Here is an 18,865-nt window from a genome sequence, read left to right as displayed (position 1 = left end):
CGGTTATATACCTTCGCCCAGGCGCATGGCCGTAATCGCCGGTACCACCTTCACGCAGCTCGTGCGGATGAAGGTGTTTCTCTTTCTGGGCCTCTTTGCCGTGGCTCTGCTGGCCCTGAGCTCCTTCCGCCTGAGCGCGGTGCTGGGGCCGGAAACCGGGGGAATCAATGAACTCGTTCTGCTGAAAAACTCCGCTTACGGCGCCATGCGGGTGTTCGGCCTCTTTTTCTGCGTGGCGGCCACGGCCCTGATTATCCCCAAGGACGCGGAAGACCGCATCCTGTACACCATCCTGTGCAAGCCGGTTCCTCGCATCGACTACCTGATGGGGAAGGTGCTGGGGGTGCTGGCCCTCACCCTGATCGCCGTGCTGCTGATGGACGCCGTGATGACGCTGGTGCTGTGGCTGCGGACGGATACGGTGGTGGCGGAGCAGATCGCCTCCCTGAAAGGCCGCTATACGGTGGAGGAAATGCAGCCGTACCTGGACAGAATCCGCCTCCAGGGCGCTACCTGGAACGTGCAGACGGGCCTGGGCGTCATGATGTGCGAATTCGTGGTCCTCTCCTCCCTCACGCTGCTGATGTCCTGCATGACGAACGGAACCATCATCAGCGCGCTGCTGACGTTCATGGTCTATCTGGCGGGGCTGTTCCAGACGCAGGCGCTCTCCCTGTGGGTGGGCTCCGGAACGGGAGGCATCTCCTGGTGGGAAATGGCGGGCAGCAGGCTGTTTGCCCTCATCTTTCCGAATTTCCAGATTTATTCCGTAACGGATTCCGCCCTGAACGGGCAGACCATTCCCCTTTCCCTGTTCGGCAGTCTGGCCCTGATTACGCTGGGGTACTTCGTCTTTCACATGACGCTGGCCGCATGGCTGTTCAGGAAAAAGGAATTTTAACCTGGAAAAGTATGGAAGACATCATCAATGCACGTTGCGGTTGGGCCGGAACAGACGAACTATATATAAAATACCATGACGAAGAATGGGGCAAACCCGTTACCGACGACAAAACCTTGTTTGAATTTCTGGTGCTTGAAAGCGCCCAGGCAGGCTTAGCCTGGATTACTATCCTCCGGAAACGCGAAGGATACCGGGAAGCCTTCCATGGCTTTGATGTGGAGAAAGTAGCGCAAATGACGCCGGAAGACATCGACCGGTTGATGCAATTTGATGGAATCGTCAAAAACCGTTTGAAAATCAATAGCACAGTCAATAACGCGAAACTGTTTATGGTTGTTCAGAAAGAATTCGGCAGTTTCTACCAGTATGCCCTTTCATTCTTCCCCGGCCGTCAGCCTGTTGTTAACAATTTCAAGACCCTAAGCCAAATCCCCGCCACATCTCCCGAATCTGACGCCATGAGCAAAGACATGAAAAAGAGAGGCTTCAAATTCTTCGGTTCAACGATGTGCTACGCTTTTTTCCAGGCGGCCGGCTTTGTGAACGACCATGTGGAAGGCTGCTTCTGCAAAGTAAATCAGGCGGAATAGACTGGAGCGTAACCGTTTACAATTTTTACGAATAATTTGCCACTGAAAGCTGGAGGAAACAGGTGCAAAAGTTTATCTTTCACTTTCACAGGTTGTAATTAATATCTTTATTTTCTATAAACCGTTTATATTTTTGACCGCAAGAAAATCATCAACCATGAAAACAGGTATCATTGGACTGGGAAAAATGGGCGGCGCCCTCCTGCGCGGCATGCTGAAAGCCGGAGCGGTGTCCCCGGAGGAAGTCTGGGTGTACGACCACCACCATGAAAACGTGCAGGCCCTTCAGCAGGAATACCCCGGCGTGCATGAAGCGGCCACGGAGGCGGATGCGGCGGACGCTGTGGAGGCCCTGATTCTGGCCGTTAAGCCGCACGGCGTACTTTCCCTCATTTCCTCCCTTTCCGAACGGGGGGAGGAGCTGCCGCTGTTGATCTCCATCGCTGCCGCCATCTCCCTGGATGACATGGAAGCCTGCGCCAGCGACGGAACGCGCATCGTGCGCGCCATGCCCAATACCCCGTGCATGGTGCTGGCCGGGGTCATCGCCTACAGCACGGGAGCCGCCGTGACGGATGAAGATGAGGAGGCGGCCCGGCGGCTGCTCTCCGGCTGCGGCTCCGTCTACAAGGTGGAGGAAGCCAGGATGAACGCTGTTTCCGCCATTTCCGGCAGCGGGCCCGCCTACATGTTTACGGTGCTGGACGCTCTTTCGGACGCCGGCGTAGCCATGGGACTGCCCAGGAAAACCGCCCTGGAAATGGCCGTGGAAACCATGCGGGGCTCCGCCCTCATGCTGGAACAGACCGGGAAGCATCCCATGGCGCTCCGGGATGAGGTGACTTCCCCCGGAGGCACCACGATTGCCGCCCTGAACGCGTTGGACGAATGCGGATTCCGCAATGCCTGGATTCAGGCGGTGGAAAGCGCCGTGCGGCGGGCGGAGGAAATGGAGGAGCATTGACGCATGCGCTCTTAAACGCTCCCGGGAACCGGATTGGCTAAAACGCGTGCGGCGCGCCTTTACCTGTTCCGGAACGGCGTTTCCCTCTGCTTCCGGAGCTCCGGGCTTTGCAGGTTGAACTGGACTTTCCGGATGGATTTCAGCGGGATTCTGACTTTTCCCAGCGCTGCGGAACGCCCTTCCATGAAGCCGTTCCTGAGGGTCTCCAGGTTCAGTGAAAGGATGCTCTGGTCCGTCAGGAAAACGCGGGTGTCCGCGCCGTCCTCCGGCAGTTTCTTCTCCTCCTGGCTTTTCTGGTCCAAGGCGCGCACCTTGGCGGTGGGGATGGTTACGTCATAGTGGTCCGACTTGATGCGGATGGAGCCGTTTTCCTGGAGGGAAATGGCTCCCCGGAGCACGTCTCCGTTCACCAGCAGGGCCTTGTCCCTGGAGGCGTCCGTGTCGTACTTGGAAATGATGTCCTGTTCCTCCGCCAGGTAGGGGAGGGCGCCGTTCCAGTCAAACACGTTCAGGTTGAACACGGCCATGTTCAAGCCGTCGTAACCGCTCACGGCAAGAGTATTGCCCGGTTTGAATTCATGCTTTTTGGAGGCTTCCCCGTCTTCTTCCTCATCGTCCCCGCTTTCATTCTCAAAGATATTGTCCATGTCCTTGACCTCCTCCCACCGGCCAACCTGTTCTCCGTTGACGTATAGGTAGTAATTGCCTTTTTCCGGGTCGGCGTAAAAATGAACGTCGGAACGCTTGACGCTCTTGTCGGCATACCAGTTCCGCTCCGTGTTCCTTTTGACCCTCCCCAGCGTCCGGTACTGGCCAGAACTATTCTTGGAGAGCTCCGCCTTTTCCAGGGAGAGGCCCAGGTCAATGCTGCTTCCGGAGTTGGAGTCCTGCCAGAGGGAGAGATTGATCCGGAACGTATTGGTATGGTAAAGGGAAAACTGTACATGGAGGCGGGACGGCATGGGGAAGGAGGTTTGCAGTTCCGTATTGTTGGAGCCGCGCATGATCCAGTACCCGTTGCGGCATTCCGGGAGCATGCTGTTGGCGGAGGACTTCCAGCCCTGGAGGGATTCCGTCGCGTTGCGCAGGTAGGCTTTCTGGGAGTCGAACCCGATGTGCCGCACGTACTTCCTGTTGACGGGAAGCAGGCCGCCCCACGCGGTTTGCAGTTGAAGGCTCTCCGTATCCAGCGCCTTCAGGGTGCCGTAAAACTCGTCCCCGTTGGCGAGCCTGATGACGGAAAACTGCTCCGGTATCTCCAGCGGACGGGAAGAAACCAGCTCGTCCAGCTCCTCTAGGTTGACATCCACGGGTTTGGAAAGAATGCTGGAGCGGACTTTCAGGTACGGGCTGTCCAGCGTGTCCAGGCTGCCCGGCAGTTTTTCCCCGGATTTAAGCGTAATGACCCCTTCCGCCCGTGAGCCGGGCGGAAGGACGGCGGCCAGCAGGGCGCAGGCGCCCAGGAAAAGCGTTATTGCTTGTTTCATGGCGGATATATCAGGGGGTGGAGCGGGATGGCTGTGCGGAATTCAGAAACTCCACGCGGGTGATGTTTTTCAGGGGCAGGGAAATCTGCCCGAGCTGCGGATGCCGCAGGATGATTCTCAGGGAATCCATGCTCAGGATGTTGCCGTGCAGGCGGGAGCCGTCCTTCATCAGAATGCTGTGGCATGCCGCAGAGCGGGAATCGTCCTTCTTGTTCTGCTCCGCGAAAAAGACGGTATCCAGATACTTGGCGGGGATGGAAAGCTCCCGGGGAATGCCCGGATATTCCTTGTCCGTGGAAAGAGTCAGCGTCTTATTCCTGCTGTTGTAGCTGCTGATGGAACCGGGAATGGCGTCCTCCTCCTTCGTCAGGACAAGGTCCGTTGCGGCATTTCCATTCTTGGTCACGGATTTGGCGCTCAGGGTAATGGAGGAAAGGGCCAGCCTGCTGATGGTCAGGGAGACGTGCCCTTCCATCTGGAGGCCGAAGGCGTCCCCCTGCAACGGTTGTTCCGGGGGGCTGGGGTCCGTCATCAGCTTGGGCGGCAGGTCTCCCACCAGTAGCTCGTAAACCTGCTCGTTCTCTCCCTGCCGGGAGGCCGTCAGCCTGATATCCACGCCTTCCGTCAGGGTAGGGGTGGGGATGTCCACTTCCCCCAGCACGATGATGCCGGACTTCTGTTCCCGGAGAAGGATGCATTTGCCGGGAGCGATGCTGAGCATGAGCCTGTTCAGGCTGCTGCCGGAATTGGACCGGAAGGGAATGTTCTCGTTCCCTCCGAAGCAGAAGACAATGCCGGCGCGATCGTTGTTGCCGTCCATCGTCATGGTGGTGCGGAAGGTGAAGGAGGAAGGATCCAGGCCGATGTTCTTGTACAGGGGAATCCAGGTGGGGTAGTCGCTGTTGCCCAGCCGGTACTGGTACTTGTCTCCCTGGATTTTCGGTTTCAGGGCGTTCATCAGTTTTCTTCCGGACTGGGTGCGGTAATCGTCCTCCCGGTTGCCGGAATAAACCCAGCTGTTGTCGAAAATCAGGGGTTCCTGCCAGAAGCCCTTTTCCTGGAGCGTATCCAGCCGGAAGCCGGCCACCTGGTCGCGGGGGATGGAACGCTCGTTGCCCAGCATGTCCCGGTACTGCACCTTGTCCTGCGTGATGGAGATGATGTTGCACGGGATGATGTCCCGATGCCCCGTGGCCATGAAAATCTTGTCCCTGGCTCGCAGGTCCGGGGAGGAGGTGCCTGTGAAATAAAGCGCGCGGATTTCCGACGGGAGGATGACCGCGTTCTGGCGCATGGCCGGGTGCTTGATGACGATGCCCTGTTTGCCGTAGGAGACGATTTCCCCGCGGAGGCGGTAATTGCTGTCCGTGACCACGTCTACGACGGAATTGGCCCAGGCGGTCAGCAGGCAGGCCGGAGCCAGCAGAAGGGAAAGGCGGATTCTATTGTTCATAGATGGGTAAAAATCTGTAATTGAGCGCCAGGGAAAGCAGGGCCGCGGAGGTGGAATACGCTGCGGAATGGTCTGAGAGCCAGGAACCGTTGGGTGCCTGGGAGGCGCCCAGGTAGCGCATGTTCTTGTAATTCCATTCCTTCCATACCTCCTGGTCCGCATGGAACAGGGCCTGGGACATGTAATACTCAAAATAAAACGGGTAGGAGGAATCCCGGTAATTCAGGTTCTTTTTCAGGTAGGCCAGGGAATCCTTGAAGGACGGGTCCGTCTTGAGGCGTGCTAGGGACAGCGTCAGGGAGCCGATGGCGGTGAGGGTGACGCGGGGACCCGCCGGGCCGGTATAGCCGTAGGCGCCCTTCTTGTCACGGCAGGAAGCCATATACTTGAGGCCGCGTTCAAAGGCCTCGTCCGGCACGGGAATGCCCGCGTTGCGCGCCGCGAACAGGGAGACGATCTGGCAGCCGGTCACCGTGCTGTCCGCATCCGTGGACTCCGGGGAATAGCGCCAGCCTCCTGTCTTGTTCTTCTTCTGGGCGGTCAGCGTCAGGGCCACGGCCTTCCGGAGGGCGGGGCCTATGCGGTCGTCCCTCACCATGCCGTAGGCCTCCGCCAGCGCCAGCGTGGCGAAACCGTGGTTGTACATGGAATCCCCAATGTAGCCGGATCCCCTGTTCTGCTTGGAAAGGATGTAATTCACGCAGCGGCGCACCATGGTGGCGTACGGCCCCGTGTTCGGGTCGTCCCCGTGGGCCAGCACGGACATGAGGCAGAAGCCGATGATGCCGGGCTCCTGCCCGTAGGTGCCATCATAGGTGCCGTCCGTCTTCTGGGCGTTCTGGAGGTAACGGAGTCCCTTCACGTACATCAGCTCCACCTGGGGCGGCACGGGGGAAGACGTTCTCATGGAGGATTGGGCAGCGGCGTTCTGCGGCGCGGCCGCCATGCAGCAGGCGAGAAGAACGGTAAGGAGGATGGGGGCCTTTTTCATGGGGGAAAGGGAGTTATTGTTCATTCACGGGCGGGAGCCGCCCGGCGGGCGTGCATGTTTACTTCTGAAGGGTTTTGTTGTAGGCGTCCAGCGCCTTGCGGAATTCGGAGGGCATGTCGTCCGCGGACATGCCGGTGGATTTGGGAACGGAGCGCGTTTCCGTAGCCATGTCCGGATTGGAAACACCCTTCTCCTGGGTGGAGGCCATGTTGGATTTTCCGTCCGCTCCGTGTCCGGGATTGTTTCCCTTGCCTTTCTGGGAGCCGTTCTGTCCTTCTCCTTCGCCTTCTCCCTCCCCGTCCTGCTGTTCCGCAGACTGGGAATCGTTGTCCATGCCCAGTAGCTGGCGCAGCATGTCCATCAGGGCCTGTCCTCCGGGCTTGGGTTGTCCGCCGGCTCCGGTCATCTTGGCCTTGGCGGCCTGGTAGATCAGCTCAATCACGTCCGACTGGGCGGCCAGAGTCTGGCCGCCCGTATTGTAAACCTCCAGCAGGTCCACGGCGTCATTCATGGCATGGCGGCACTTTTTCAGCAGGTCCACCACATTCTCATTGGTTTCTCCCAGGATCAGGTCGGAGGTGTCCGCCTGGAGTTCGTCCTGTTGTCCGGCCAGCTTGGAGGCCGTTTCCTTGTGCTTGGCGGAATATTCCGGAGCGGGCTCCGGAGCGGCGGCGCAGGGCAGGGAAACTGCCAGAATCAGGGCGGAAAGGTTCACGGTATTCATGGGGCTGGCGCAGTAAGGGTTTTGCGGTGTTCCTGCTCGGCGGCGCGGGTGCGCATGCGGATGTCCTGTTCCTGCTGGATCATGCGGATGATTTTCAGCATGAACTCGAACTCGGCGTCGGAAATGGAGGCCTGGTCGCCACCGCCGCTTCCGCCTCCACCGCCGCCGCGGCTCTTCTTGTAATCGTCTATCAGCTTGGCCCAGTGGCGCAGGGTGGAGGCATACAGACGGGACTCGTCAATGGAGCGGGCCGTAATCGCGTTCAGGATGTTGCCGTGCACCAGGTCCAGCTTCTCGCGGAGGGAGAAGGCGTTCATCTGGTTGTACAGGTCGCTGTAAATGCGTTCCCCGGTGCGGGACTTGTAATAGCTGAGGTCTTCCAGAATCCAGCCGATGTCCTGCGTGGAGGCGTTTTGAAGGGTGGCGATGGTTTCCATCTCCCGTTTGGTGGAGGGGTCAAGTTCATCCATGGTCATGCCCACAATGATATTGATCTGGCCGGCAAGCGCGTTCGCGATGGAATCCTCCTTGGCGGCGGCCTGCTTGAGCCGCGCCACGAAGGTGCTGGCCTCCATGTCCTGCGCGGACTTGGAAAGCTGGTTCATGGCGTCTTTAAGCGCCTGGGTGGCGTCCGAATGGGAGCTCTCCCCGTCGTCCAGGTCCTTCCGGCTCTCCTGTTCGGAGCGGTTCTCGGAGGCGGAATCCCGGAACTGCTTCTGCGCCTTCTTCATGGGGCCGTTGGGAATGGGCTTGAGCATGGAGATGCCCTTCATGAACTCCTTCATGCCGGAGGGGTCTATCTGGGGGTTGCGGGAGGCCTCCTTGAACAGGTCCTCCGAGCGGTTGAGCAGGTCGCTCAATTCGCGCCTGTTGGTCTGTTCTTCATCCGCCAGGGCGTGCAGGCGTTCCTGGGACTCCGCCTTTTTCAATTCACTGCCTTCCATTCCTTTCAGGCGCTTCGCCTCGTCCGTCATGGCGTCCATGCGGCGGATCATCCCCTCCAGCTCGCTGGTGATGCGTTCCAGTTCATTGCGGATCATCTGGGCATGCTCTGATTTGGAAAGGACGAAGATGATCATGGGTTCCGAATAAACGCGTTTTCCCCCGGGCTTGTAATCCTGCGTGAACCCGCGCACGACGACGCGCTGGGGGGACAATTTCAGCGCCCTGGCCTGGAACAGGTACGTCCCTTTCAGGCTGGCCTGGGTGGGATGGCCGTCCGCCAGAACCTTTTCCCCGCGCAGGCCGGGAACGGGCTTGCCTGCCTTGGCCGGGTCCGGAGCGGCGGCGTTCTCTTCCTCATCGTCATAAAAAGATTTTTCCCCCTGCCATTCCACCCCCATTTCCCGGAGGCCGAAATCGTCCGCCGCCTCCACCTCCAATTCAATGCTGGTGTCTTCCAGCACGTAGCGGTCATTCTCCCCTCCTCTCAGGTAAATGGAAGGCTGCTTGTCCTCAATGGGTTCCAGGCGTATCCGCACAGGCTGGGAGGTCGCAAGGCCGTCGCTGTCCGTCCAGGTGAGTTCTATTTCCCTGGGGTCTTTTTCCAGGCGGATATCCGGAATGACAACGCTGCTCCCTTCCACGCGGAGCGGCTTACCCTGCGCGTCCGCCGCGGATGCCAGGTTCTGGGAGGCAGTCACCTTCAACGTCAGCGTGGAGCCTTCCGGGGCGGAAATGACGCCTGCGCGCATGGCCTCCTGCCCGTCGGGGCGCGCCATATAGGCGGGGTAGGCCACGGTGGCCGTAGCGCCCAGCAGGGAGGGGCGGGCCTTCGGAATGATTTTCAGCCGCCGCACGACGTCCCCCGCGAAAAACTCCAGCCTGTCCGCCTGCTGCATGGGAGGAATGTGGATTTTATACACGCCGTCCGTCAGGGGGGCCTGCTGGCGCACCCTGTTGCGGAAGAAATACTCTGCCGTCTGCGGGCGGGACTTGGTGGCGTTCGCCAGTTTGAGCTCATACAGGTAGCTTTCCCCCAGGGGAATGACCAGGGAATCCGGCGTAGGGTCCAGCTGGGTGAACGTATAGCGTTCCGGAGGATCGAACGGTTGGAGCCAGCGTTCCAGGGCGTTCCCCGCCGCTTCCGGGCTCACCAGGCATACGCCTGCCGTGCATAAGGCCAGGATGGCCAGCAGGACGAACAATTTCTTGTGGCTGGGCCTGGGGATATTCACCGTCAGATCCCGCGCGGACACTTCGCGGGCCACCTGTTCCATGGCGGCCGCTTTCAATTTTTCAGAACTGTACTGGCGCCCGTACTTTTCGGAATCCAGTTCGATGACGCCCAGGAGCCGGTCCCCCAGCGCCGCATCCGTCCGGGAAATCAGGCGCGCCAATTGGGCCTCCGTGCGCCTCTGCCACACCCACCGGAAGCTCCACCACGGGATAAACACCGCCAGGCCGGCCATGGCGGTGAAAAAAAGAATCCAGCCCACGGCGGAGGGCGTTTCCCACAATCTGTCGGAGAGGTACAGAAGAACGTAGGAAAGGATCACGGCAATGCCTGCAAGGCATACGGCTTCCAGCATCTTAACCGTTCTGAGGCGGCGGCGGAAGGAGTGAAGCTGCCTGACCAGCTGGGCAGGAAGTTTGACGGTAGTTGAAGGGGGCATGCTTAATCCTGGTATTTACGCTATTTACATCGTTTTTGCAAGCTCGCCGCGCGTGATGTGGTAAATTCGCGTTCATTGGGCTTGGAGTGTTTTTCTCGCTGGACTTTATAGTTTGATTTCCTAAAATAACGCTGCGCTTTAAATCTGGCCTGGTTTGCGCATGACTAAAAACCAACATATTAGGCCTTACCCATTGACTTCGCCATGCAACAGGGAAACAAAACAACGGCTCCGGAGGTTGACTTCGGAGAATTCGCACCAGCCACATACGCCGAATGGCGTGAGGCAGCCGTCGCTGCCTTGAAAGGGGCTGACTTTGACAAGAAGCTTTTTACCAAGCTTGTGGAGGGAATCACTCTGCATCCCATCTATAACAAATGGGATGAACACGCTCCGGTGGCGCCTGCCGGGCAATTCCCGTACCGCCGCGGAACGCGCGCCCTGGGCTATATGGAAAAGCCCTGCGAAATTGCCCAGAGCATTCCCGCCTCCACTCCGGAAGATTTCAACGGCAAGCTTCTGCACGATCTGGACCGCGGCCTCACTGCCGTGAACGTCCAGCTCAACTGCAAGTGCGGCTTGAAGCTGCGCAAGCAGGCCGACTGGGATACCGCTCTCAAGGGTGTGCAGCTTGACAAGCTGCCCGTGTACATCACGCCCGGCTCCTGCGGCCTGGGCACTTTCTCCATGTTCCTGAACACGTACAAGGCGGCCGGATTCAACACGGCGGACCTCAAGGGCGGCGTTCTGTACGACCCGGTGGGCAAGGCCGTGATGAAGGGCTCCCTCTGCGGGGGGAAGGGCATCTGCGCCTACTATGACCAGATGGCGGTGATGACCAAATGGGCCGTCGCCAACGCTCCCGCCTTCCAGACCATCGGCGTCAGCGGACTGCCTTATGCGGACTCCGGCGCTTCCTCCTTTGAAGAAGTGGGCTCCATGCTCTCTACCGCTGTGGCCTACCTGCGCGCCATGGAGGAACGCGGCATCTCCGTGAATGAAGCTGCCGCGCACATGCGCTTTACGGTCTCCATTGGAGCCAACCTGTTCCTGGAAATCGCCAAAATCCGCGCCCTGCGCGAACTCTGGGCCATCATCGTGAAGGAATGCGGCGGCAGTGAGGAAGCTGCCAAAATCAAGCTTCATGCCCGCACCTCCTTCTGGACCCTTTCCAAGGTGGACCCGTGGGTCAACCTTCTGCGCGGCTCCGCCCAGGCCTTCTCCGCCATCATGGGCGGCGTGGACAGCATTGATGTGCTGCCCTTTGACGCGGCCGTGCGCATGCCGGACGAATTCTCCCGCCGCATCGCCCGCAACTGCCCGCTGATTCTGCTGGGCGAATGCAACCTGGACAAGGTAGTGGACCCCGCCGGCGGTTCCTGGTACCTGGAAAACCTGACGGACGAAGCCTCCCGGAAAATCTGGGACGTCTTCCAGGGCATTGAAAAGGAAGGCGGCATCATCAAGGCCCTCAAGGCCGGTTCCATTCAAAAGAGCGTGAACGCTACCGCCGCCAAGCGCTATCAGCTGGCCGACCAGCGCCGCCAATCCATCGTGGGCGTCAACCAGTACGTCAACCTGGCGGAGAAAAAGCTGGAAACGCCGGAAGGCGCCGCCTGCGCCGCTCCCAAGGGACACGGCTGCTGCAAAAATGCGGACGTGCAGCTCCCGGAAGTGGAAATGAGCGTGGACTCCGCCTGCAAGGCCGCCAGTGAAGGCTTCTCCACCTGCCTTATCAACAAGGCTCTCGTGGCCGGCGCCGACTGCAAGTGCGGCGAACCGCTGGAAATGGAAGCCCTGCCGAAGCGCCGCCTGGCGGAACGCTTTGAATCCCTGCTTGCCAAGGCCGATGCCTGGGTGGAGGAAAAAGGCTCCCGCCCGATGGTATTCTTCGCGAACATGGGCCCGCTGCGCCAGCACAAGGCCCGTGCGGACTTCTCCCGCGACTTCCTGCGCGCCGGCGGCCTGGACGTGGTTTACCCGTCCGGCTTCCAGACCCCGGAAGACGCGGCCAGGGCGGCTGCGGAAAGCGGCTGCGCCGTGTGCGTGATCTGCTCCACGGACGACACCTATCCGGAAATCGTTCCCGCCTTCTGCAAGGCGCTCAAGGAAATCAAGCCGGACATGATGGTGGCCCTCGCCGGTTATCCGGCCGACCATGTGGAAGCGTTCAAGGAAGCCGGCGTGGATATCTTCATCCACGTCAAGGCCAACTGCTACAACACCGTTGAAGCTATCCAGAACAAGATCGGCCTCTAACAACCACCAACCTATTTCATTCAATGAGCAATATTCCTGATTTTGCATCCGCCTCCTATCCTGAAATCAAGGCCGGCGCCCCGGCCACGGCTTCCGGAACGGAAACCTGGATGACCAATGAACAGATTCCCGTGCCGCCCACCTACTCGGAAAGCGTGTACGACGACTGCCTGCACTTGGACTTCACGGCCGGTGTGGCCCCCAACCTCCGCGGACCGTATGCCACCATGTACGTGGCTCGTCCCTGGACCGTGCGCCAGTATGCCGGCTTCTCCACGGCGGAGGAATCCAACGCCTTCTATCGCCGCAACCTGGCGGCGGGCCAGAAGGGCCTCTCCATCGCCTTTGACCTGGCGACGCACCGCGGCTATGACTCCGACCACCCCCGCGTGGTGGGTGACGTGGGCAAGGCCGGCGTGGCCGTGGACTCCATCCTGGACATGGAAATCCTCTTCAAGGGCATTCCGCTGGACAAAATGTCCGTTTCCATGACCATGAACGGCGCCGTGCTGCCCGTGCTGGCCTTCTACATCGTGGCCGCCCAGGAACAGGGCTGCACGCTGGACCAGCTCTCCGGCACGATCCAGAACGACATTCTCAAGGAATACATGGTGCGCAACACCTACATCTATCCGCCTGATCCCTCCATGAAGATCATTGCGGACATCTTTGAGTTCACCTCCAAGTACATGCCCAAATTCAACTCCATTTCCATCTCCGGCTACCACATGCAGGAAGCCGGCGCTACGGCGGACCTGGAAATGGCGTACACGCTTGCGGACGGCCTGGAATACGTGCGCACCGGGATCAAGGCCGGCATTGACATTGACGCCTTTGCCCCGCGCCTCTCCTTCTTCTGGGCCCAGGGCAAGAACTACTTCATGGAAGTGGCCAAAATGCGCGCCGCCCGCGTGCTGTGGGCCAAGCTCATCAAGCAGTTCAACCCCAAGAACCCGAAATCCCTGGCCCTGCGCACGCACTCCCAGACTTCCGGCTGGTCCCTCACGGAGCAGGACCCGTTCAACAACGTGACCCGCACCTGCATTGAAGCCCTGGCCGCCGCCTGCGGCCACACGCAGTCCCTGCACACGAACTCCCTGGACGAAGCGATCGCCCTGCCGACGGACTTCTCCGCCCGCATCGCCCGCAACACCCAGCTCCATCTTCAGGATGAAACCACCATCTGCAAGGTGATCGACCCGTGGGGCGGCTCCTACTACGTGGAATACCTGACCAATGAGCTCATCCGCAAGGGCTGGGCCCACCTTCAGGAAGTGGAAAAACTCGGCGGCATGGCCAAGGCCATTGAAACCGGGCTGCCCAAGATGCGCATTGAAGAAGCCGCGGCGCGCCGCCAGGCCGCCATTGACTCCGGCAAGGAGCCCATCATCGGCGTCAACAAATACCGTTTGGAACAGGAAGCCAAGATGGACATTCTGGAAGTGGACAACACCACCGTCCGGGACGCCCAGATCGCCCGCCTGCAGAAGCTGCGCGCGGAACGTGACTCCGCCGCATGCGAAGCTGCGCTGGAAGCCCTGTCCGAATGCGCCCGCACGGGGGAAGGCAACCTCCTTGACCTTGCCATCAAGGCGGCCAAGGCCCGCGCCTCCCTGGGTGAAATCTCCTCCGCCCTGGAAAAACACTTCGGGCGCCACAAAGCACCAATCAAACTCATTACCGGCGTGTACGCTCAAACCTATGGTCAAGATCCGCTGGTGGAGGAAGTCCGCAAAATGACGGACGACTTCGCCGAACGCACGGGGCGCCGTCCCCGCATCCTCGTCGCCAAGATGGGCCAGGACGGCCACGACCGCGGCGCCAAGGTGGTCTCCTCCGCCTATGCCGACCTCGGCTTTGACGTGGACGTAGGCCCGCTCTTCCAGACGCCGGAAGAAACCGCCAAAATGGCGATTGAAAACGACGTGCACATGATCGGCATGAGCTCCCTGGCCGCCGGCCACAAGGTGCTGCTGCCCGCCCTGGTGGAGGAACTCGCCAAGCAGGGCCGTCCGGACATCCTGGTCTTCTGCGGCGGCGTCATCCCCGCCCAGGACTATGACTTCCTGAGGGAACACGGTGCGGTGGCCATCTTCGGCCCGGGCACCAACATCCCGGAAGCCTCCAAGGAAATCATGGAAGCCCTCAACGAACAATACGCCGACTAAGGCCCTCGTTGGAAAAACAGCCTCAATCATCAGGGAGCCGGATCACGGGATCCGGCTCCCTTTTTTGTGAGCTCCCCGGACTCTCTCCATAGGGAGCTTTCATCCGGAATGGCAGTAAATGGACCTGATGGACAGAATGGACTTAATCTTTACTTTGTCCATGAAGTCCATGAAGTCCATGAAGTCCATGAAGTCCATGAAGTCCATGAAGTCCATGAAGTCCATGAAGTCCATGAAGTCCATTTCCGCGGCAATGGAACAACACTGCCTCCACAGGACCCTCTGGTCCAAAACCCCCCTTTTCATTGCTTTTGCATTGCCCCCCGCCGTCAAATTCCGTAGTCTCGTCCCGCCGTGAGCCGCACCTACCGCCATTGCCTGGACTGCAAAAAAGTATTGATTCCTGCCGAGACCGACATCTTCCGCGTGATTGACGGGGAAGGGGACGGTCGCCCGGACGTATTCGCGGACCAGATGGGGGACCGCGTTCTGGTCTCCACGCGGGACTGCCCCATCCCCACGGATTTGGAACGCGAACTTCGTGAACTGGGCATGCCCGTATTCCACAAAAAGCTGGAACAGAACCAGAAAGAAGCGCCCGTGCAAATAGCCGGACCGGAACTCCCCCTGCAATTTACGGTCACGGAGCAGGGCGTGCGTTTCAAAATAGACATGTCCACCGGTTATTCCCAGGGAATCTTTCTGGACCAGCGCGACCACCGCCGCCAGGTGAGGGAACGGAGCAGACCCGGCATGAGGGTGCTGAACACCTTCGCCTATACCGGGGCCTTTTCCGTATATGCCGCCCTGGGAAGGGCTCAGACGACCACGCTGGACCTGGCGCAGCCCTGCCTGGACTGGGCCAGGGAAAACTTCAGCCTGAACGGCATTGATCCCTCCACCCAGTACTTCTGCAAGGGGGACGTCCGCCGCTGGCTGGAACGGTTCGCCAGGCAGGGCCGCTCCTTCCACGGCATTATTCTGGACCCCCCCACGTTCTCCCGGGATGACCGGGGAAGGGTGTTCCGGGTGGAATCCCACTACGGGGAACTGGTGGCCCAGGCGCGCGAATGCCTGGAACCCGGCGGCTGGATGCTGTGCACCAGCAACTGCCGCAAGCTGAGCCATGAGGACTTCCGCAGGATGGTGGCGGAGGCTCTTCCCGGCTTCCGGCTGACCCATGATCCCATGCCTCCGGACTTCACCGGAGAGGATTATCTGAAAAGATTGTGGATAGATTGGAAATGAATATTTTATGAAAAATTTTCCTCACCTCCGCTGACGCATTTTATCCTTTTGAAAGCCCTCCCGGTCTGGTAGGAAACCGCCCAATTACTTTTTCTATGAAAAAACTAGCCTATGTTGCGGGACTCTTCGCGCTTACGTGCGCCCCTCTGCTTGCCGCCCTCTATGAAAACCTGGAAGTGGGAATGGACAAGGACCAGGTGCTGAAAACCCTGAGGCAGAGCAAGCAGCTTGAAGGGCCGCCCACGGATGCCCTCCTTTCACGCACCGGCCTCAACGGCGTATTTAAGACCAAACAGTCCATCGGCGGCCAGACCTTTTCCCTGAACTTTGACTATGACCCCTCCGGCGGCTTGAGGGCCGTTGTCTTCTACTCCCGGAGCAAATGCCGCGGTTCCGAGTATGAAACCAAATTGAAATCCGCCTACAAGGCTCTTCTGGTGGGCCTGACGGAAAAATTCGGGGAACCGGCGAACATGCCGGAATGGGTGGCCAAGGAATCCCTTCAAGAAGGCCGCATCCAGTACATGCACATGTGGAGGGTATCTCCCGGCGTCTTCCTGATGTCCGGCCTGGGCAACATGGGAGCCATGGAGGGTTACTTCCCCCTTTTCCGTTTTTCCGGGCCGTCCGGCATGCCCCCCGCCTCCAAAAGGGACAGGGATGAACTGAAAAGGGAATGGGCCGCCATCCCTGAATTCCCCGGCTTGAAGGAAGCCGAGCTCCACATCTCCGATGCCGTGCGCGCCATGGGCTCCAAAAAATATGAGGACGCCTTTGAATGCTTCCAGCAGGCGGCGGAGCTGGGCAGCCCCCGCGGCTACTGGGGCATGGCGTTCCTGTATGATCTGGGCAAATACGGCGTGAAGCGGGACAAGAAAAAAGCGGACGAAATGCACCGCAAGGCCGGAGCTGCCGGCTATGCCCCTTCCGCCTCCAAATTCGGAGCCACGTGGCCGGATGCGGCGCGGGCCCTGGGCCTGTCCGCCGCGGAAGCCCGGGAACAATCCCGCATACGCCACCGGGCGGCGGCGGAAGGCTATGCCTCGGAGCAATACAACCTGGGCGTGATGTACCAGACCGGCTTTGGACTGCCCAAGGATATGGCCAAGGCCCGGGAATGGTTCCAGAAAGCGGCGGACCAGGATGACGTGCAGGCCAAAAGCATCCTGAAAAAACTCCAGTAACTCTTTTTCCAATCCATTACTATCATGAGCCTATACGCACAACAACTCGTTCGCTACCCTGAACTGGGCATCTCCCTTGACTTTTCCAAACTTCCTCTGGACGACGCCTTCCTGTCCTCCATGCAGGGGCGGATAGACAGGGCATTCGCCGACATGAAGGCGCTGGAATCCGGCGCCATTGCCAACCCGGATGAAAAACGCATGGTGGGCCACTACTGGCTGCGCAACTCCGCACTGGCTCCCACGCCGGAACTGAAAGCCGCCATTGATGGACCTCTGGCGGACGTCAAGGCCTTTGGCCAGGATGTTCTGGACGGCAAAATCACGCCTCCCCGCGCGGAACAATACTCCGCCGCCCTCGTCATCGGCATCGGCGGTTCCGCCCTTGGCCCGGAACTGGTGGCGGACGCCATCCCGGCCGCTGGGCTGGACATGTTCTTCCTGGATAACACGGACCCGGATGGCATGTACAGAGTGCTGGAATCCCTGCCGCTGGAAGAAACGCTCGTCGTCGTCATCTCCAAATCCGGCGGCACGCCGGAAACCCGCAACGGCATGCTGGTGGCCCAGGACTTCTTTAAAAAGAACGGTGTGGAATTCGCGCCCCAGGCGGTTGCCGTCACGGGGGTGGGCTCCAAACTGGACAAAACGGCTGAAGCGGAAGGCTGGCTCAAGCGCTTCCCGATGGAAGACTGGGTGGGCGGCCGCACGTCCGTCATGTCCGTGGTCGGCCTGGTTCCCGCCGTGCTTCAGGGCGTGGACGTGGATGAACTGCTGGAAGGCGCGCGCCTGATGGATGAAAAGACCCGCCAGGACTGCGTGAAATGCAACGCCGCCATGAAGCTGGCGCTGGCCTGGTACAAGGCCACCAACGGCAAGGGGGAAAAGGACATGGTGGTTCTCCCCTACAAGGATGCCCTGGTGCTCTTCTCCAAATACCTTCAGCAGCTCATTATGGAATCCCTCGGCAAACGGCTGGACCTGGATGGCAACGAAGTCTGCCAGGGCATCTCCGTATACGGCAACAAGGGCTCCACGGACCAGCACGCCTATGTGCAGCAGCTCCGCGACGGCGTGAACAACTTCTTCGCCACCTTTATCGAAGTGCGGGAATGTTCCGCGGACGCGGTGGAAGTGGAAGCGGGCGCCACCTGCGGAGACTTCCTCCAGGGCTTCCTGCGCGGCACCCGCCAGGCGCTGGCGGAATCCGGCCGTTCCTCCATCACCATCTCCATTCCGGAAGTGAACGCCAAAACGCTCGGCATGCTGGTCGCCCTGTTTGAGCGCGCCGTCTCCTTCTATGCCTCCCTCGTGAACATTAACGCCTACCACCAGCCCGGCGTGGAGGCCGGCAAAAAGGCCGCGGGGACCTTCCTGGCCCTGCTGGGGAAAGTAAGGGCGGCCCTTGGATCCACCCCAGAAACCGCCGTCCAGGTAGCTGCCCGGCTGGATGCGGACCAGGAAGCCGTGTACCACTGCCTGGTGCATATCGCCTCCAGTGATTCCTCCGTCAAGTGGGTCCAGGCCGCCTGCGCGGATGAAGACACCTTCTGCAAGGCGTAAAAATAAAAAACATATTCCTTCCGGCGGACGCTTATCTGGTTGATAAGCGTACGCTTTTTATTTACAAGGACTGCCGCCGCTGCCGGCGTCCTCGTGAATCCTTAAAGCTGTCTTGAAGAACCCCAACTTCAGGCGGAGACTTATACGTTCCGAAAAACTCGGATTAATTTAATATTCTCTCTCAAAATCATGAAACCTATTCTTCTGGCGGGAAGCTCCTTGCTGGTTCTTTCCTCCTGCTCCATTACCCAGGAAAGCCCTGTGAACATAAAAGGCCTTTCCAACGTTTTGTCCTCCACAGCCTCGCAAGAATTGCAGAGGGCGGGGGAGGAAGCATGCCGCAAGGCCGGGTACAGCAACTTCAGTTCCAATATTCTGGTTTTTTCCACGGATGTATCCTACCATTTTACGGGCCGCGCAATCCTGGACATCGACCGGGTGACAAGGAAGCAAATTCAGGATATCTGTTATATTTCGGAACCTCCCAATGTGCGGATCAAGGGTAAAATGACGGTAGCCCGCACCCGGAACTATAGAATCCCGGGGATCATTCTTCCATTACTCCGTTGGACGGGCGGCACCATTTATGTGGAATGTCCCGTAGATATCCTTTATTACGAGCCGGATTCCTCCTTCCGGGAATCGCTTTGAAAAATGCAGCCGGGAGCACGGAGACGGGGAGAAAAAGCGGAAGATATTTTTCCCTAAAAAACAT

At 59.4% G+C, this 18,865-nt stretch carries 15 protein-coding genes; 9 read left to right on the top strand and 6 right to left on the bottom strand.

Annotated features, from left to right (window positions below; translation table 11 throughout):
- The first annotated feature begins 25 nt into the window (after positions 1-25).
- The 3 genes from P8A25_RS06685 to proC all read left to right on the top strand — a co-directional run bounded on the left by P8A25_RS06685 (position 26) and on the right by proC (position 2,458).
- Positions 26-901: an ABC transporter permease gene (locus P8A25_RS06685; protein WP_146017775.1), complete on the top strand. Its 876-nt coding sequence runs from the start codon at positions 26-28 to the stop codon at positions 899-901.
- 11 nt (positions 902-912) lie between these two features.
- Positions 913-1,494, top strand: a complete 582-nt coding sequence (locus tag P8A25_RS06680; protein WP_102728810.1) for a DNA-3-methyladenine glycosylase I — start codon at positions 913-915, stop codon at positions 1,492-1,494.
- 157 nt (positions 1,495-1,651) lie between these two features.
- Entirely contained in the window at positions 1,652-2,458 is an 807-nt protein-coding gene (gene proC, locus P8A25_RS06675) for a pyrroline-5-carboxylate reductase (RefSeq protein WP_404838610.1), read from the top strand.
- Between the two features lie 59 nt (positions 2,459-2,517).
- Here the strand turns inward: proC and P8A25_RS06670 are convergent, their stop codons facing one another.
- Genes P8A25_RS06670 through P8A25_RS06650 form a run of 5 tightly spaced genes read right to left on the bottom strand, consistent with a single transcriptional unit; the run spans position 2,518 to position 9,728 of the window.
- On the bottom strand, positions 2,518-3,945 hold the full coding sequence (locus tag P8A25_RS06670; protein ID WP_102728811.1) for a hypothetical protein: 1,428 nt from the start codon (positions 3,943-3,945) through the stop codon (positions 2,518-2,520).
- A gap of 10 nt (positions 3,946-3,955) precedes the next feature.
- Entirely contained in the window at positions 3,956-5,398 is a 1,443-nt protein-coding gene (locus P8A25_RS06665; RefSeq protein ID WP_102728812.1) for a hypothetical protein, read from the bottom strand.
- Positions 5,388-6,413: a prenyltransferase/squalene oxidase repeat-containing protein gene (locus tag P8A25_RS06660; RefSeq protein WP_022396072.1), complete on the bottom strand. Its 1,026-nt coding sequence runs from the start codon at positions 6,411-6,413 to the stop codon at positions 5,388-5,390. The genes P8A25_RS06665 and P8A25_RS06660 overlap by 11 nt, the downstream gene beginning before the upstream one ends.
- Positions 6,414-6,447: 34 nt before the next feature.
- Positions 6,448-7,113, bottom strand: coding sequence for a hypothetical protein (locus P8A25_RS06655; RefSeq protein ID WP_022396073.1), 666 nt, complete (start codon positions 7,111-7,113; stop codon positions 6,448-6,450).
- Positions 7,110-9,728 carry a hypothetical protein gene (locus P8A25_RS06650; RefSeq protein WP_215442596.1) on the bottom strand — a complete coding sequence of 873 codons (2,619 nt, stop codon included), beginning with the start codon at positions 9,726-9,728 and terminating at the stop codon, positions 7,110-7,112. The genes P8A25_RS06655 and P8A25_RS06650 overlap by 4 nt, the downstream gene beginning before the upstream one ends.
- A 204-nt stretch (positions 9,729-9,932) precedes the next feature.
- On the opposite strand from P8A25_RS06650, the gene P8A25_RS06645 reads away from it, so the two are divergent.
- Both P8A25_RS06645 and scpA read left to right on the top strand, forming a co-directional pair.
- Positions 9,933-11,987 (top strand): methylmalonyl-CoA mutase family protein, encoded by a 2,055-nt coding sequence (locus P8A25_RS06645; RefSeq protein ID WP_102728814.1) that lies wholly within the window; start codon positions 9,933-9,935, stop codon positions 11,985-11,987.
- A 23-nt stretch (positions 11,988-12,010) separates the two neighbouring features.
- The gene (gene scpA, locus P8A25_RS06640; protein WP_022396076.1) at positions 12,011-14,155 is read left to right on the top strand and encodes a methylmalonyl-CoA mutase; all 2,145 of its coding nucleotides are present in this window, start codon (positions 12,011-12,013) and stop codon (positions 14,153-14,155) included.
- Positions 14,156-14,254: 99 nt separating this feature from the next.
- Here scpA and P8A25_RS06635 read toward each other — a convergent pair whose 3' ends face one another.
- Complete coding sequence (locus P8A25_RS06635) at positions 14,255-14,461, bottom strand: hypothetical protein (RefSeq protein ID WP_404838609.1); 207 nt, start codon at positions 14,459-14,461, stop codon at positions 14,255-14,257.
- A gap of 48 nt (positions 14,462-14,509) precedes the next feature.
- On the opposite strand from P8A25_RS06635, the gene P8A25_RS06630 reads away from it, so the two are divergent.
- The 4 genes from P8A25_RS06630 (at position 14,510) to P8A25_RS06615 (ending at position 18,801) form a co-directional block, all read left to right on the top strand.
- Positions 14,510-15,403, top strand: coding sequence for a class I SAM-dependent rRNA methyltransferase (locus tag P8A25_RS06630; protein WP_215442600.1), 894 nt, complete (start codon positions 14,510-14,512; stop codon positions 15,401-15,403).
- Positions 15,404-15,498: 95 nt separating this feature from the next.
- Positions 15,499-16,587, top strand: coding sequence for a tetratricopeptide repeat protein (locus P8A25_RS06625; RefSeq protein WP_215442602.1), 1,089 nt, complete (start codon positions 15,499-15,501; stop codon positions 16,585-16,587).
- A gap of 24 nt (positions 16,588-16,611) precedes the next feature.
- Positions 16,612-18,150, top strand: coding sequence for a glucose-6-phosphate isomerase (locus P8A25_RS06620; protein ID WP_251827977.1), 1,539 nt, complete (start codon positions 16,612-16,614; stop codon positions 18,148-18,150).
- Between the two features lie 189 nt (positions 18,151-18,339).
- Positions 18,340-18,801 carry a hypothetical protein gene (locus P8A25_RS06615; RefSeq protein WP_102722299.1) on the top strand — a complete coding sequence of 154 codons (462 nt, stop codon included), beginning with the start codon at positions 18,340-18,342 and terminating at the stop codon, positions 18,799-18,801.
- Positions 18,802-18,865: the final 64 nt, after the last annotated feature.

The sequence above is a fragment of the Akkermansia sp. BCRC 18949 genome, from assembly GCF_045011645.1.
Classification (GTDB): domain Bacteria; phylum Verrucomicrobiota; class Verrucomicrobiia; order Verrucomicrobiales; family Akkermansiaceae; genus Akkermansia; species Akkermansia massiliensis.
The sequence above is the reverse complement of the archived record's forward strand: the minus strand, read 5'-3'. Positions and strand labels throughout refer to the sequence as shown.